General features: G+C 61.2%; 9 protein-coding genes, 1 tRNA gene and 1 other RNA gene. 8 read left to right on the forward strand and 3 right to left on the reverse strand.

Annotated features, from left to right (window positions below; translation table 11 throughout):
- Nucleotides 1-9: 9 nt before the first annotated feature.
- Nucleotides 10-1,251 (forward strand): Nramp family divalent metal transporter, encoded by a 1,242-nt coding sequence (locus DWV48_RS00430; protein ID WP_118652345.1) that lies wholly within the window; start codon nucleotides 10-12, stop codon nucleotides 1,249-1,251.
- A gap of 363 nt (nucleotides 1,252-1,614) precedes the next feature.
- Here DWV48_RS00430 and DWV48_RS00435 read toward each other — a convergent pair whose 3' ends face one another.
- The 3 genes from DWV48_RS00435 to DWV48_RS00445 form a co-directional block, all read right to left on the reverse strand.
- A complete protein-coding gene (locus DWV48_RS00435) occupies nucleotides 1,615-2,703 on the reverse strand; it encodes a hypothetical protein (protein ID WP_118652347.1) in 1,089 nt (362 codons plus the stop codon).
- Nucleotides 2,704-3,187: 484 nt separating this feature from the next.
- Nucleotides 3,188-5,257, reverse strand: a complete 2,070-nt coding sequence (locus DWV48_RS00440) for an acyltransferase family protein (RefSeq protein WP_118652349.1) — start codon at nucleotides 5,255-5,257, stop codon at nucleotides 3,188-3,190.
- Nucleotides 5,258-5,444: 187 nt separating this feature from the next.
- Nucleotides 5,445-5,999 carry a LemA family protein gene (locus tag DWV48_RS00445; RefSeq protein ID WP_118652351.1) on the reverse strand — a complete coding sequence of 185 codons (555 nt, stop codon included), beginning with the start codon at nucleotides 5,997-5,999 and terminating at the stop codon, nucleotides 5,445-5,447.
- Nucleotides 6,000-6,300: 301 nt separating this feature from the next.
- On the opposite strand from DWV48_RS00445, the gene DWV48_RS00450 reads away from it, so the two are divergent.
- From DWV48_RS00450 to DWV48_RS00480, 7 genes are all read left to right on the forward strand, one after another.
- Nucleotides 6,301-6,891, forward strand: a complete 591-nt coding sequence (locus DWV48_RS00450; protein WP_118652353.1) for a TetR/AcrR family transcriptional regulator — start codon at nucleotides 6,301-6,303, stop codon at nucleotides 6,889-6,891.
- A gap of 24 nt (nucleotides 6,892-6,915) precedes the next feature.
- Nucleotides 6,916-7,005, forward strand: a tRNA-Ser gene (locus DWV48_RS00455).
- Nucleotides 7,006-7,252: 247 nt separating this feature from the next.
- Nucleotides 7,253-9,178, forward strand: coding sequence for a tRNA adenosine(34) deaminase TadA (tadA, locus tag DWV48_RS00460; RefSeq protein ID WP_118652649.1), 1,926 nt, complete (start codon nucleotides 7,253-7,255; stop codon nucleotides 9,176-9,178).
- Between the two features lie 213 nt (nucleotides 9,179-9,391).
- Nucleotides 9,392-9,487: signal recognition particle sRNA small type (gene ffs / locus DWV48_RS00465), an RNA gene on the forward strand.
- A gap of 243 nt (nucleotides 9,488-9,730) precedes the next feature.
- Nucleotides 9,731-11,623, forward strand: coding sequence for an ABC transporter ATP-binding protein (locus DWV48_RS00470; RefSeq protein WP_118652651.1), 1,893 nt, complete (start codon nucleotides 9,731-9,733; stop codon nucleotides 11,621-11,623).
- Nucleotides 11,616-13,580 (forward strand): ABC transporter ATP-binding protein, encoded by a 1,965-nt coding sequence (locus tag DWV48_RS00475; RefSeq protein WP_118652355.1) that lies wholly within the window; start codon nucleotides 11,616-11,618, stop codon nucleotides 13,578-13,580. Before DWV48_RS00470 ends, DWV48_RS00475 begins: the two co-directional genes overlap by 8 nt.
- A gap of 224 nt (nucleotides 13,581-13,804) precedes the next feature.
- Complete coding sequence (locus DWV48_RS00480; RefSeq protein ID WP_118652357.1) at nucleotides 13,805-15,358, forward strand: PTS transporter subunit EIIC; 1,554 nt, start codon at nucleotides 13,805-13,807, stop codon at nucleotides 15,356-15,358.
- The last annotated feature ends 32 nt before the right edge of the window (nucleotides 15,359-15,390 follow it).

Here is a 15,390-nt window from a genome sequence, read left to right on the forward strand (position 1 = left end):
GTGCACGGTATGGAGCAATCGACCAAGAAGAAACTGACCGTCGCCGCGGTGCTCGGTGCCATGGGGCCGGGGCTCTTGGCGGCGCTGTCCGGCAATGACGCCGGTGGCATCGCGACGTATTCGAGCGCGGGTGCCTCCTACGGCTATGCCACGCTGTGGATGCTGCCCGTGATGGCGCTGCTGCTCATCGTGGTGCAGGAGACCGCCGCCCGCTGCGGATGCGTGACGGGTAAGGGCTTCGCCTCGCTCATCCGCGAGAAGTTCGGCGTGCGCAAGACGGCACTCGCCATGATCGCCCTGCTCATCGCCAACACGGCCGTGACCATCTCCGAGTTTGCGGGCATCGCGAGCGGCCTTGCGCTGTTCGGCATTCCCAAGACGGTGTCCGTGCCGCTGATGGGTCTGCTCATTTGGCTGCTCACCATGAGCGGAAGCTTCCGCCGCATCGAGAAGATCCTCCTGCTCGTGAGCTGCGTGTTTGTGACGTATGTGGTGGCAGCCTTCCTGGCGGGCCCCAACTGGGGTGAGGTGGCGCTCTCCACCGTGACGCCGCACCTCATCCCCGAGCCGAGCTACGTGTCGCTGCTCGTGGCGACCATCGGCACCACCATCGCGCCCTGGATGATCTTCCTCGCCCAGAACAACGTCGTGGACAAGAACGCCGACGAGTCCGATATCGTCCTGCAGCGCATCGACACCACGACCGGATCCGTGATCGCCTGCGCCATCGCGTGGTTCATCATCATCACCACGGGCGCGGTGCTGTATCCGGCGGGCATACATGTTGCCGACGCGGCCGACGCCGCCCTGGCACTCGAGCCCATCGCCGGTGAGTTCGCCACGGTGCTGTTCGCCGCGGGCCTGGTGGCGGCGAGCTTCTTGGCGGCGTGCGTGCTGCCTGGCGTGACGTCGAGCGCGATTTGCGAGGCCTTTGGCTGGGAGCGCGGTGCCGACCGCAGCTGGAGCGAGGCGCCGGTCTACCGCGGCATCATCACGGTGATTATCGTGGCGTCGGCCGCACTCGTGATCATGCCGGGCGTCGATCTGTTCCAGATCATGATGAGCGCGCAGGTCATCAACGGCGTGCTGCTGCCCATTCTGCTCGTGTTCTTGGTGTTTATCGCCGGCGATAAACATATCATGGGTGGCTACAAAAACAGCCGTTTGTGGAACGTGCTTACCTGGGCCACCATTGTGCTCATCACCGTGCTCACCATTGTGATGTTCGTGTTGCAGGCACTGGGATACTAGCGGGCGCCCACGCACCGTGGTACCCGTACGCGCACTGGCAGGCGCCGAACGCGAGGATGACGACGGACTCCCGCACATGATGGCACTCGCGCACGGTGGTGCCCACATACCTTGGCGCCCGCGCGGAGTCATGAGGTTCACGGCCGCTTCGTCGACTAGTCGCGCGTGTAACGTCGAAAAAAATGCAATTAAAACGCTTCAAATTCGACATTTTACGCGAGACGTTCCAAAGAGGGGCGCTCCGATCGCGTTGAGGCCATTGTCTCGATAGCGCCGAGGTGCTTGCCGCGCGTTGAGACACCCCTCGCTCGCGTTGGCATGCTTGAGACATCCCATATTTGACCTAGCTGGCTTTTGCTGCGCCTATCTTCGATGTTCATAGGGGGCAACAAGGTCTGCATAGCATTCGAGCGGAGGCATCTCTTCGCACTTGGCGCACGTGGGCAAAGAGACCATCGCGTGGTCTACAAACATCCCGGAAGTATCCCGAGGAACGCCGTAGCTTTCGAGAAGTTGGGCAAAATAGGCTACATTACACACATCGTCAAACGAAAAACGTACGATGCGCGCTCCATTGATGCTGAGGCGCGATTCGCGTAGGCGCTCATCGCTGAGGATTCTTACCAGGTCCTTACCTTTTGTCATGGCTGGATCGACATATTTCTGCTTCCCATCGAGCTCGCCGATGATCACCGTTCCGTCTGAAAGAGTCCAGTAGAAGTCGACGCGAATCACCTTGCTTGGATTCATCGGATCATGGCATTCGATCTGGAGGTCGGGTACGGCAAATCCAAGCATGATCATCGTTGCGCGCGCAATGGACTCGCCGCCACTTTCACTGCGAGCGTCGGCGAGAGACAGGACATCAACCGCCCTTTGCAGATCATGTTGCCTAACGATCGCCGGATCGTTTTCGAGCAACTCGATGAGGCTGCTACTCGTTTTCCCAGTCACTCGCAGTGCGGAATCGGCTATGGGGAGGGCAGTTCGTAAATCTCCGGCTCGCAGGCACTGGTGAAGGGTTTGGGCAACCGTCGTCACGCGAATGCCATGGAGTATTTCGTGCGTAATATGCTTGCTGCTTCTCGCGATAATCGATTTTGACTGCACTTGGTACGGGGCGACGATGCTCAGTCTGTCAAGAAGGCTGTACGATACGTTCCATCCGCGAATTGCAGCCGCAGTATAACCGTCGAACACCCATTCCGGATGAATCTGCGAAAGCGCTTTTGCCATGTGTGTGACCTGCTCGGTGCGGGAGAGCCCATTCCAGTACGCCTGTCGAACGTAGATTCCGCGATACGGAGAATAGATCGGGTTCCGTTTCGCGTGGTTCGCGCGATAGGCGAGTGCCCGCATGAGATGTGCATTGTGAGGCCGGACGAGACATTGGCCATGCTCCTCCGCCGCGTTTAGGAGCAGCTCGATCTTGTTGTCGTTGGTAACAGTCATTTGCCCCTCCCATGTGTTCGGCCTGTCGGGAGACATGAGCGTAGCAGGGGGTTCTGGCTAGTTTTTAAGCAGTTGTCCTCGTGTTTCTGTCGGTATCCTGTCACCTGCGCGGGGTGTTTCGAACCTGCGCAGGTGGAGCGAGTGGCGGATTGTCGCTATGGGTGCATTTAGGCTGGAGGCGCCATCTAAAAATCGCAATAACAGCGTGTTAACGAGGGTGAGGCTAGATGTGCGAACGAGACGCCTTTGGCAGGGAGGCACTCGTATGCAGGCAAGCGTTTCATGGCGATGAATACACGGGTGAGACGCTATTGACGGAGCGGCGCGGTCGAGGTGTCTTTGACAGAAAGACGCGAGCGTAATGTCGAAAATGACGCGCTTCAATCGCGATTTTTTCGACATTACGCTCGCGTCGTCGTGCCGTCGGCAGTGACGTTCCGTCAGCATCGGCCCCTGCTCGCGCCGACGTCCCGTCGTGCCGCCGCTATTCCGTGTCACCTTCGATCTTCATATGCGCAAACTCGGCCCCAATTGACGTCTTGAGGCTGTCGAGCGCGTGCTGGGCAATCAACAGGCGCTCGTCATCTCCATCCTCGAGATGGATGGGCAGGTAGCGGGCCACCTGGTCGTCAATGAGCTGGAGATACTCGGTGACGCCTGTGTTCGAGAGGTGAATGCCGTCGCCATCGAACAGGTCGTTGCGGTCGGCGCTGTACGAATACCAATCGATGAGGATGACGTTTTTGTAGCGCGAGGCAGCATCGGCGAGAACTTGGTTATTCGGCTCGCACCACGGGCGCGCCGCGCGGTTGTTCACGAACACGACGATGCGGTTCGTTCCGGCAAGATTCATGAGTTCATCGACGTTCTCGCTCGAGAACGGCCCGTTCGTGCCGAGTGCGAAGACGCTAACGCGACCTGCGAGCCCTTGGTCCACAAGCGATTTGTAGATGTCGATGCCGGCGGTGAACTGCCGATTCATTGCCGCATCGATATAGCCGTGCGGGAACATCTGGTTGAACGAATCGACTGCGCGCAGCGAGACCGAGTCGCCCACCATCGTGATGTCGTAGGTGCCGTCCGCCGCCGAGGTGCCGCCTTGGGGCGAAGTGCCGTCCTGGTCGGGCGCTGCACTATCGGTGCCATTGGGGCTGCCATTTTCACTTGCGCCCTGAAGAAGTGCGGCGCCGTCCTCGCTCAGGGCAGAGGTGGCGGGGACGAACGCGATGCCTCCCGCCGCTACGAGGGCCGTGGCCCCTGCAATCGCCAGCGGGATGACGTTCGCGCGGGCCCATTTTGGCAACGTCTCGCGGTCGCGCAGCTGCGAGACGATGCGCTTGCCGGCTCCATGTCGAAATGGCGTCTCGATGCAACGATAGCTCAGCTCAGAAATGCCGATAACGATGCAGACCTGCAGGGCATATGCCCACCACGGCTTGGTAGTCACATCGCTGGCGGGGTTCATCAACAGGAGAAGCGGATAATGCCACAGGTAGATGCCGTAGGAGCGCTGTCCCAGCCATACGAGGGGCTTAATGCCGAAGAAACGTCCAAGGTGACTATGGGGTTGTGCGCACGCAGCAATGACCATGAGCGTGAAAAGCGAGGTAATGAGAATTCCCCCATAGTAGGGGAAGGCACTGTAGCCGTTCGTGAACGCCATGAGCATCAAGAGGCCCGCGAGCCCCAGAACTCCTAAGAGGTCGAGCGGGCTTGCACCGTGTTGCTTGAGATGCCGCTGGCTATTATTCGCCAATGCGGCGTGCAGGGCGTCGCGCAGGGCCCGAGGTAGGCGAATGTTGGTGACGAGTGCGAGCCAAGCTCCCAAAAGAAGGGAGAACGCGCGTGTGTCGGTGCCGTAGTAGATGCGACTGGGGTCGGTGGCGGGATCGTAGAGGATCGCCATCTCAAGTGCCGACACCGCTGCGAGCGCCAGGGCGGCGCGACGGATCCGCTTCTTGGGCTCACCGTGACGCAGCGCAAGCATGAGCGCCACGGGCCATACGAGGTAGAACTGCATTTCAATCGCAAGCGACCAGAAATGAGTGAGTGGCGACGGGTCCCCGATCGCATTGAAATAGGACTGCTGGTTGAAGATCTGCCACCAGTTGTTCACAAACAGGGCAGACGGGATGATATCTGGCCTCATCTTGGTGAGCATGACGTGGTTGAACAGGGTGCAGAGCGCCGCGGTCGCCACGATCACCGTGACGATAGCGGGAACGAGGCGGCGCAGGCGGCGCTGCCAAAACCCCTTGAGATCGATGCGCCCCGTGCCCTTGTGCTCACTGAGCAGCAAGCGTGTGATCAGGTAGCCCGACAAGACGAAGAACACGGTGACGCCTTGCATGCCGCCGGGAACGAGGCTGGGATTGAGGTGGTAGAGCACGACGGCAGCGACGGCGAGGGTGCGGATGCCGTCAAGCGCCGGGATGTAGGGTATGCGTCCCTTGCGAGTCGTTGCGTCAGGGGCGTGCAGGTCGGCGGGGGAGGAGGCCCCAAAATCGCCTTCGGGTGTCGTGGAGGCTATGGGATGTTGCGGTGAAGTGACCAAGGCGGAGTCTTTTCTATCAGGTGCGTTTACCGGTCTATCGCGATTCTAACGCGTATGCGTGCACGTCATTCGAACGCGTCATGACTGTTCTGTAAGCGTGGTGGCGGGGCATGGCAAGTGCCCTAAAACGCGGACGCCCCACAAGCGGTGGTGCTCGCGGGGCGTCCGATCGATTCGAAGGTATCTGCTAGAACTTGACCTGCGGAACCTCGCGCGTCGCTTCCGCGGCTTCAAAGCCGGTGCGCGGCTTGAACTGGAAGACGCCGGCGAAGATGTTGCCGGGGAAGGTCTGAATACCGTTGTTGTAATTCAGCACGCAATCGTTGTAGCTCTGGCGAGCGTAGGAGATCTTGTTCTCGGTGTCCTCGAGGGAGGTCTGGAGCTGGGTGAAGTTGGCGTTCGCCTTGAGGTCGGGGTAGGCCTCGGCAACCATGAGCAGCTGGCGCAGGGCACCGGTGAGAACGTTGTCGGCAGCCATCTTCTCCTCGGGGGTGGCGGCTGACCCGGCGGCGGCGCGCGCCTCGGTGACGGCGTCGAGGGTCTCCTTCTCATGTGCAGCATAGCCCTTGACGGTTTCGACCAGGTTGGGAACGAGGTCGTTGCGGCGCTGCAGCTGCGTGTCGATGTTCTGCCACGCGTTGTCAACGCGATTGCGCAGGGTGACCAGATTGTTGTAGATGCCGGCGACACCCATGGCGAGTGCGGCGACGACGATGATGACGATGATGAGCGTGAGATCCATGCGTGCTCCGTTTCTGCGGCGGCGTTTTCGCGCCGTGCTCGTGGTACTGGTCAGTATACCCATGCACGCGGGTCGATGTGCATGACAAGGGACTCGCAGACGAAGGTGCGCACCTGCCGCGCCCAGCGCCCGCCCGATCGTGGCCTCACGTGGTCACCTGTTGCCGATAATTCGTCAAGAGCCACCTGCCGCTTGCACATTTCCTATCAAGCGGTAGGATAAGAGACACCTATAAGATATCTATCTTAGTGCGCTCAAATGCGTTATAGCGTACGAGCGTATTGTTGGGAATGGGATCGAGATGGATCTGCGTATTCAAAAAACGTACCGTTCGTTGCTCGTGGCGTTCACCAAATTGCTCGAGACGCATCGCTACGAGGATGTGACGATCGCCATGCTCTGCGACGAGGCCATGATTCGCCGGACGACCTTCTACAAGCATTTCGCCGATAAATCCGAATTCTTCAGCTTTTTTGTCGATAGCCTGCGCATTGAGATCACCAAGTATGGAGAGGAGCAGTCCGCCGGCTCGCGATCTGCCGAGGCGGATGGGGGAGTGAATGCTGAGGAGGGCCTGGCGATCCTGCGAGCCCTCGTCGATTTCATGCTCGATCACGAGCGCATGATCGACAACATTTTCGAAAGTTCAATGAGCGGCATGATGGTTCTCATGATGGCCGATCGCGTGGCGGAAACGCTGCGAGAGCGGTACCGCGACAAATTCCAGAAGAGCGAGGCGGACGTGATCACGCTCGCGTCTGCATCGGAGTTCGCCGCCGGCGGAATCGTGCGCCTATTTGAGAAGTGGTGGGTGCGCGGACACAGCGTAGAGGGCAAGGTGGAGTTGATTACCGTTGCCGAAGCCATGGTGACACGCGTACTCAGGTCCTAACGATGGTATGATTACCCAGCGCGTGGAGAGATGGCAGAGCGGTTGAATGCGGCGGTCTTGAAAACCGTTGGGCACGCGAGTGTCCCGGGGGTTCGAATCCCCCTCTCTCCGCCAGTTTTTGTTTGATGGGCGAGTTCGAAAAACTTGCTTTGAGGTGGATTGGCAGATATTCGAACCCGCGAGGGGGCGGAGCTGAGAAAACGCGAAGACGTTTTCCAGCGTAGCCCGCAAGGCGCGAAGCGCCGCAGCGAGGCGAGGACGCCGAAGGGCGTCCGTCGAATCCCCCTCTCTCCGCCAGTTTTTGTGAGTTGAGCGAGCCCAACCGGCTCGCTTTTTTCATATGGTGGACGAGGGTGATTGCATGCGAGGCCAGTTTGCAGACGACGAGCGCTTCATGCGCGAGGCTCTGACAGAAGCCCGGGCGGCAGCAGCACTCGGCGAGGTACCCATCGGCGCCGTAGTGGTGCATGAGGGCCGCGTGATCGCCCGCGCCCATAACCGCCGTGAGCTCGACGAGGATCCCTCGGCACACGCCGAGTTTTCCGCCATGATGGAGGCATCGCGTGCTCTGGGACGCTGGCGCCTCACCGGATGCACGGTGTATGTGACGCTCGAGCCGTGCCTCATGTGCGCGGGCCTCATGGTCAACGCGCGTATCGACCGCTGCGTGTACGGCGCCGTCGATCCAAAGGGCGGTGCGGTTGGAACGCTGTACGACGTGAGCCGGGATCCTCGTCTCAACCACTCGTTCGAAGTCGGGGCGGGCGTCCTTGGAGATGAGTGCGCTGCCGTGTTGCGCGAGTTTTTCCGAGGGTTGAGGGCCAAGCGCAAGGGCGCGGCGGTTGGTACGGGTGCCATGGCCGTCGCGGACAGCTCCCCTGCGAGTTCCCTCGCGCAAGGTGCCTCCGCGCCCGCCCTGGTGCCTGCGCCTTCACGCCGCGTGATACTCGCCATCGACTCGTTCAAAGGATCGGCGACGAGCGCGCAGGTCGAGACATGGTTCGCTGAAGGGATGTCTGCCGCCGACCTCGGTTTGGATGTCATGTCCATCCCCGTTGCGGATGGAGGGGAAGGGACGATGGACGCCGTTCGGGCGATGCTCGGCGGCGAGGTCCGCGAGGTCGAGGTGACCTCTCCCGTTGGAACCGCCCGTACTGCCGGGACGTTCGTTGCCGGGGCGTCTGCGGATGCCGGGAGCGCGGATACGCCCGAGGCGTTTGCCGGCGAGGTTCACTGGGCTCCATATCTCCTGGTCGACGTTGATGGGGTGGGGCTCGACGGCGGACAAGCGGGCCTCATCGCCGTGATTGAGATGGCACACGCGGCCGGCATCTCCCGTTCCCCGCGCACGAACGAGGCTGCCCTCGCGGCAACAACCCGCGGCGTGGGCGAGCTCATGCTCGCCGCCGTCGCTGCGGGCGCGAAAACGCTGTATATCGGCCTTGGCGGCAGTGCCACGACGGACGGCGGTGCGGGCATGCTGCAGGCCCTCGGCGCACGGATTCTCGATGCAGCAGACGAGCCGGTGAGGCCGGGCCTCGCCGGTCTGCGCGACGTTGCCTTCGTCGATCTCGCGCCCGCTCGCGAGGCGCTGGCTGGCGTACGGATCAAGGTCCTTTCGGACGTGGGGTGCCCTCTTGTGGGGCCGCGCGGCTCCGTGCGCATGTTCGGGCAGCAGAAGGGGCTGGGCACGGGCCTCGATGACATTGCGCGAGACGAGATGCTTCGCGAGTGCGACCGCCATATGTCAGCGTATGGCGCGCGCCTCACCGCCGCTCGCGATGCCCTTGATGGAACACCTTGGCAAGTTGCCGTCCCTGGCGCTCGCCCCACGTCGCTTGCGGGTGTGCCGGGAGCCGGCGCCGCGGGCGGTTTGGGCGCCGCACTCCTCGCCCTAGGTGCGGAGCTCGCGTCTGGGGTGGACGCGCTGCTCGATCTGGCACAATTCGATAACCAGGTGTCCGGCGCGATCGCGGTGATCACGGGCGAGGGATCAATTGACGCTCAAACGGCGGAAGGTAAGGTTCCGGCGGGGGTGGCGCGTCGCGCCAAGCACGTTTGCAAAGATGTTCCCGTCTTTGCGGTGTGCGGCTCGCGCGCCGAGGACCTCGGAAGCGTGTATGCACTGGGGATCGATGCGGTCCTGCCCATCGAGCTTGGTCCCCAGCCTCTGGAGCGTGCCCTCAGCTCCGCGCAAACCCGCTCCAATCTCATCGCCTCTGGCGAGACCCTCGCTCGCCTGATTGCAATGCGGGAAGCGAGTCGCACTGCGGGGCACCGACCGTAACGCGAAGAACCGACCCGCAATGTGAGGAATCATGGGTTTGAAGCGAGGCCACTCTTTCAAACCCATGATTCCTCACAAAAAGGTGCCTGGTAATGTGATTTATCATAGGTTTGAAACAAACGCGCTCATTTCAAACTCACGTTTTCTCACATGGGCGATGCTCTGGACGAGTGGGCTCAAAGCCGCTACTATAACAAGACACGCCTTGCGCGTTCGATGGGTTCGGGTGACGATATGTTCCGAACCTGGTCAGGTCCGGAAGGAAGCAGCCATAAGGAGCCTCTGACGGGCACCCGTTCCCATCGAGCACACGGGGCGTTTTTTGTGTCGCGGCTGCCTGGGACGTGGTTGCAGGGGAGGTGTCGCGGCTGCCATGAGGCGCGAGCGACGTGCCGCGCTATTGTCCCGGGACGCACGCAGGGCACCTGCTCGTAAACAATCTGATGCATCGCTCGGCCTTTCGTGGCCGGCTGTATAATACGTGCCGATGCACCTAGGCGCGGCGGTGTTTTGCGAATTCGTCTGCGCAACGAGTCCATGAGGGTCATCTACATGATTGGATTGCTCAAACGGTTTGGCCGCCCTTTTCGCCGAGAGCTGACGCTTGGACCGGCAAGCAAGCTCATCGAGGTCATATTCGACCTGCTTACGCCCCTTGTTGTCGCTCTCATGATCGACCGCGGTGTGGGCGAGCGCAATGTCGGTGTACTGCTCGCTTATGGGGCATTGCTCGTGGGTATGGCGCTGGCGGGCTTCGCCTCCACGCTCATCTGCCAAAAAATGGCCGCCCGTGCCTCCCAAGGGCTCGGTACCAGCATGCGCGACGCGCTGTTCGCGCATATCAACTCGTTTTCGTATGTCGAGCTCGACCGTTTTGGCACACCGTCGCTCATTACGCGCATCACCAACGATATCAATCAGGTCCAGCTCGCCATCGCGCTCGCGATTCGCCAACTCACACGCTTTCCGCTTCTTGCAGTTGGCTCCATGGTGGCGGCCCTGCTCATCGATGCCAAGCTCGGTCTGATTTTCCTGATTTCAACGCCTCTCATTGGGGCGATCTTTTGGTTTGTGATGGCGCGTTGCATCCCGTATTTCAAGCGCATGCAACGGCAGCTCGACCAGATTGGCCTGGTTACGCGCGAGGGTCTGTCGGGGGCGCGCGTCATGCGCGCGTTTGTACGTGAGGACTACGAGCGAGAGCGCTTTTGCCACACCGCGGTTGACCAGGCGAACACCGCCATCGCCGTTGGACGTCTGTCCAACGTGCTCAACCCGGCGACATTTCTCGTGATGAACTTGGCTGTCTGTGCAATCCTATGGGTCGGCGGCATCCAGGTAAACGTGGGCGCGCTCACGCAGGGTCAGGTCATGGCGTTCGTGAACTACATGACGCAGACGCTGCTTGCCATTGTCTATGTGGCGAATTTGGTGGTCGTGTTCACCAAGGCGAGCGCGAGCGCCGGGCGTATCGAGGAAGTGCTCGCGTGTGAGCCGAGCATGTGCGATGCCGCCGAGCGGGCTGGCGGGGACGATACCGGATCGGGGTGCACGGCGGGAGCTGTTGGCGAGGCGGCCCCTGCTTGCGAGACGGCCCCCATTGGCACGGCGAGCCCTACCGGCACGACGAGCGATGTGCTCTCCGGAGGCTTTGATCCGAGCGTCCCGGCGATCAGACTTTCCGGCGTCTCTTTTGCCTATCCGGGCAGTGCGGAGGACGCGGTGCACGACGTGACGTTCGAGGTTCCGCGCGGCGGCACGCTCGGCGTGATCGGCGGTACGGGCTCCGGCAAGTCGACGCTGGTGAGCCTTTTTCCACGTCTGTACGATGTTGCGCGGGGTTCTGTTGAGGTGTTCGGCCGCGATGTTCGCGCGTGGCCGCTTGGGGAGCTGCGCCGCGCATTCGGTTTCGTTCCCCAAAAGGTCGAGCTGGTGAGTGGCACCATTCGGTCGAATCTTCTGTGGCGCGACCCGCTCGCCTCAGACGCTGATCTGTGGAGGGCTCTTAAGACCGCTCAGGCGGAGGACTTTGCGCGCGCTCTTCCCAAGGGCTTGGATGCGCCTGTCGAGGCGGGGGGAAAGAACTTCTCGGGCGGTCAGCGCCAGCGCTTGACCATTGCTCGTGCGCTTGTTGGCGCGCCACCGCTGCTCATCATGGACGATTCGACCTCGGCACTCGACTTTAAGACCGATGCCGCGCTTCGCAGGGCGATTCGCATGCTCAGTGGTGCTGATTCAAGCGTGACCACGGTGGTGGTGAGCCAGCGGGTGTCTTCGGTGCGCGGCGCCGACCTCATCTGCGTGATGCGCCATGGCCGTGCGGTCGGTGTGGGCACGCATGAAGAGCTTATGGCGACGTGCGAGGTGTATCGCGAGATCGCTGAGTCCCAGTTGTACTCGGATGCCGCTGCATCGGCGGCGGAGGAGGGGGGCGCACATGCCTAATCCGTATGCCTCCACGGCCGGAGCCTCCACCATCACGGCGACCGTATCGGGAAATGACAACCTGAATGATTTTCGCGATTCCCGCGGTGGCGGTAATTCCGACCGTGCGCAAAAGCCGATGGGGACGGCTCAAGTCGCTCGCCGCATCTTCGCCTACGTACGTCCGCATATCCTGCTGTTCGTGGCGTCGTTCGTGTGCTCTGCGCTTTCCGTCGTGCTGCAGCTTTTCGTGCCCATATTGATCGGGCGTGCGATCGACCTGATTGTGAGTGCGGGAAGGGTGGACATGGCGGCGCTTGTGCCGCTGCTCGCGAGGCTTGCGGCAACCGTTCTCGCCGCAGCTGCGTTGCAGTGGGTGCAGGGTGTGTGCGTGAATCGGCTCTCTTACATCACCGTGTGCGATCTGCGCATCGAGGCATATGACAAGCTCACGCGCATGCCTCTCTCGCTCATCGATCGCCATCCCCACGGTGACTATATCTCGCGTGTGGTGAACGATGTGGATCAGGTGGGCGACGGTCTGCTGCAAGGTTTGACACAGCTGTTCAACGGCGTGGTGACGGTTGTCGCCACCCTCGCCTTCATGCTCGCGACCTCGGCCCCCATGGCGATTGTCGTTGTGCTCGTCACGCCGTTTTCTGTGCTCGCGGCGGGTGCCATGGCGCGGTTTGCGGGGAAGAGCTTTACCGCCCAAATGAGCATTCAAGGCGAGCTCTCGGCATATGTCGAGGAGTATGTGGGGGCGCAGCGCTTGGTGGACGCCTTTGCGTATGGCGAGCGCGCGCAGGAGGGCTTTTCCTCCATTAACCGTAAGCTTTACGCGGCGGGTGAGCGCGCTCAGTTTCTCAGCTCGCTTGCCAATCCGGGGACGCGCTTTGTCAACAATTGCATGTATGCCGTTGTGGCGGTTGTGGGCTTTGTGGGTGTGGTGACTGGTTTCCCTGCGGTGCTCACCGTTGGCGACGTGCAGGTTTTCCTGTCGTACGCGAATCAGTACACCAAACCGTTCAATGAGATTTCGGGTGTCGTTACTCAGATTCAAGGCGCTTTTGCTTCGGCACGCCGGGTATTCGCCCTGCTCGATGCTCCCGAGGATGACATGGGGGAGAAGCCATTCGACCTTGATTCGAACGACGGGGCAGCGATGGATTCCGCGCGCAACTCTGTCGTTTTGCACGACGATTTGGCTGCCGCCCTTGGGGCCAGCCTTCAGGGTGGCCCCAAGGGCGACGTTGTCTTTGATCACGTCGACTTCTCCTATGAGCCCGACCACCCGCTACTCCAGGACATCTGCATGCACGCGCGCCCGGGTATGCGTATGGCACTTGTGGGCCCCACGGGTTGTGGCAAGACAACGCTCATCAATCTGTTGCTGCGTTTTTACGATACCGATTCGGGCGAGATTCTCGTTGACGATAGGCCCATTGCCTCGTATTCCAGGGCGGACCTGCGGCGCATGTTCGGCATGGTGTTGCAGGAGAGCTGGTTGTTCGAGGGTACCGTACGCGACATTATTTCGTACGGTCGGCCGGACGCCACACGCGAGCAGGTGGAGGAGGCCGCACGCCGCGCCCGCGCCGATGCGTTCATTCGAGCTCTGCCCGACGGCTACGACACGGTGCTGCCCGAGAACGGCGGGTCGCTATCGCAAGGTCAGCGCCAGCTGCTCTGCATCGCGCGCGTCATGCTCTCCGACCCCGCCATCCTCTTGCTCGATGAAGCCACCAGCAGCATCGACACCCGAACCGAAATGCAGGTCCAGGCGGCATTCGACGAGCTTATGCAGGAGCGTACGAGCTTCGTGGTGGCGCATCGCCTGAGCACCATCCGCAACGCCGATTGCATTCTCGTGATGCGCGATGGCCACATCGTGGAACGTGGCACGCACGACGAACTGCTCGTCGCCGGAGGTTTCTACGCCGAGCTCTACAGCAGTCAGTTTGCGCCTGCCGAGTAATATCGTTCGCGCCTTCGTCTAGCGCAAGGGCGCGAACGGCGGAAAAACTTCGGTGAGTGGCAATCTTGTTGGACAAGATTTCCATTTCTGTGGAACCGTACACGCCATTCCTTAAAGCCCCTTGGTATTTCGCAATCTCCCGTATCCTGCAACCAGCTGCAGCACGCGAAGAATCGCCTCTTCGCATATGGTCAGTTCCCATATAGATTTCGGGAGGGAATGGGATGAACCTCGACATTCAAGGTGCGATGAAGCGCTTCTCCGGCGCCATCATCAAGCCCGTCATGTTCCTCGCGGTCGCCGGTATCTTGCTGGCGGTGAGCGTTATCCTCAAGATGGAGGGCATGCCCGCGCCTGTGGTTATGCTCGGCCAGCTCATCTACACCTGTGTCAACTCCGGCGTGGTCGGCAACCTCGGCCTGATCTTCTGCATCGGCCTCACCTGCGCTCTCGCCAAGAAACGCGCCGGCGACGCGGCGGTCATCGCCGCCTCGACCTTCTTGGTCTTCCTGTATGCTAACAACGCCTGGCTCACCAACAACAACATGCTCATCGATCCCGCCGGCGGCCTGTATGGCACCGGTCAGGGCGTCGTCCTGGGTATCCAGGTCGTCGACATGGGCGTCTTCATCGGCATCATCCTCGGCTGCCTCAACGGCTGGGTGTTCAACAAGTTCTGCGACACCAAGTTCCCGGAAGTCTTCAGCACCTACGGTGGCACCAAGTTCGTCTTCCTCATCGCTATCTTCATCGCCGGCGTCCTCGGCGTCGTGATGTGCTACGTGTGGCCGGTTGTCAACGGCTGGATCAACGGCCTGCAGGATTTCATGTACGGTACCGGATACGCCGGCCAGTTCGTCTACGGCTTCCTGAACAAGCTCCTGATTCCCACCGGCATGCATCACCTGCTGTGGATGCCCTTCATGCACTCCGCCGTGGGCGGCACTGCGCAGATAGCCGGTGAGGCCTACGCGGGCTCCTACAACATCTTCATGGCCGAGCTCGGCAACGCCTCCGCAATTACCGCTATGGACCCGTCCATCCGCTTCAGCCTCCTCGGTTTCGGCAAGTGGTTCGGCACCGTCGGTACGGTCCTCGCCTTCATCTCGGTTGCCAAGCCCCAGCATCGTGCCCAGGTGCGTGCCATGCTCGTTCCCGCGGCGCTCGTCGCCATCCTCGCGGGCATCACCGAGCCCTTCGAGTTCATGTACCTCTGGGCGTCTCCGATCCTGTTCGTGGTCAACGCCGCCCTCGACGGCCTGTTCCAGTGCATCCTGTTCGCCTCGGGCTTCCACGCGCTTCTCACGGGCTTCATCGAGACCGTTCCCGGTCTCATCGCCCTTCCCGCCGAGCTGTCTCAGTGGTTCATGGTGATTCCCGTCGGTGCCGTGGCGATCGTCGCCTGGTTCCTCGTCTTCCGTTTCCTCATCCTCAAGCTCAATCTGGTTACCCCGGGTCGCGAGGACGATGACGAGCTTCTCGACGAGGCCGATGACCCTTCGAGTGCGGCCCTCGCCTCGGGCATCTCCCCTGAGAGCGTCCAGGTCATTATCGATGGCCTCGGCGGTGCGGCGAACATCAAGAGCGTCATGAATTGCTTCACCCGTCTGCGCGTCGACGTGGAGGACATGTCCCTCGTCGACGAGGACAAGATCAACGAGTACAAGAACTCCGGCATCGTCCACGGCGGTCCGAACAACATCCAGATCGTCATCGGTCTGAAGGTCCAGGACGTGACTGAGGCCGTGAAGGCCGCCCTCGGCATCAAGGACGAGTAGTCCCAATCGCCGAGTTTCCGGCCGGGTGCGCA

The sequence above is a fragment of the Collinsella sp. AF08-23 genome, assembly GCF_003479805.1.
Taxonomy (GTDB): Bacteria; Actinomycetota; Coriobacteriia; order Coriobacteriales; family Coriobacteriaceae; genus Collinsella.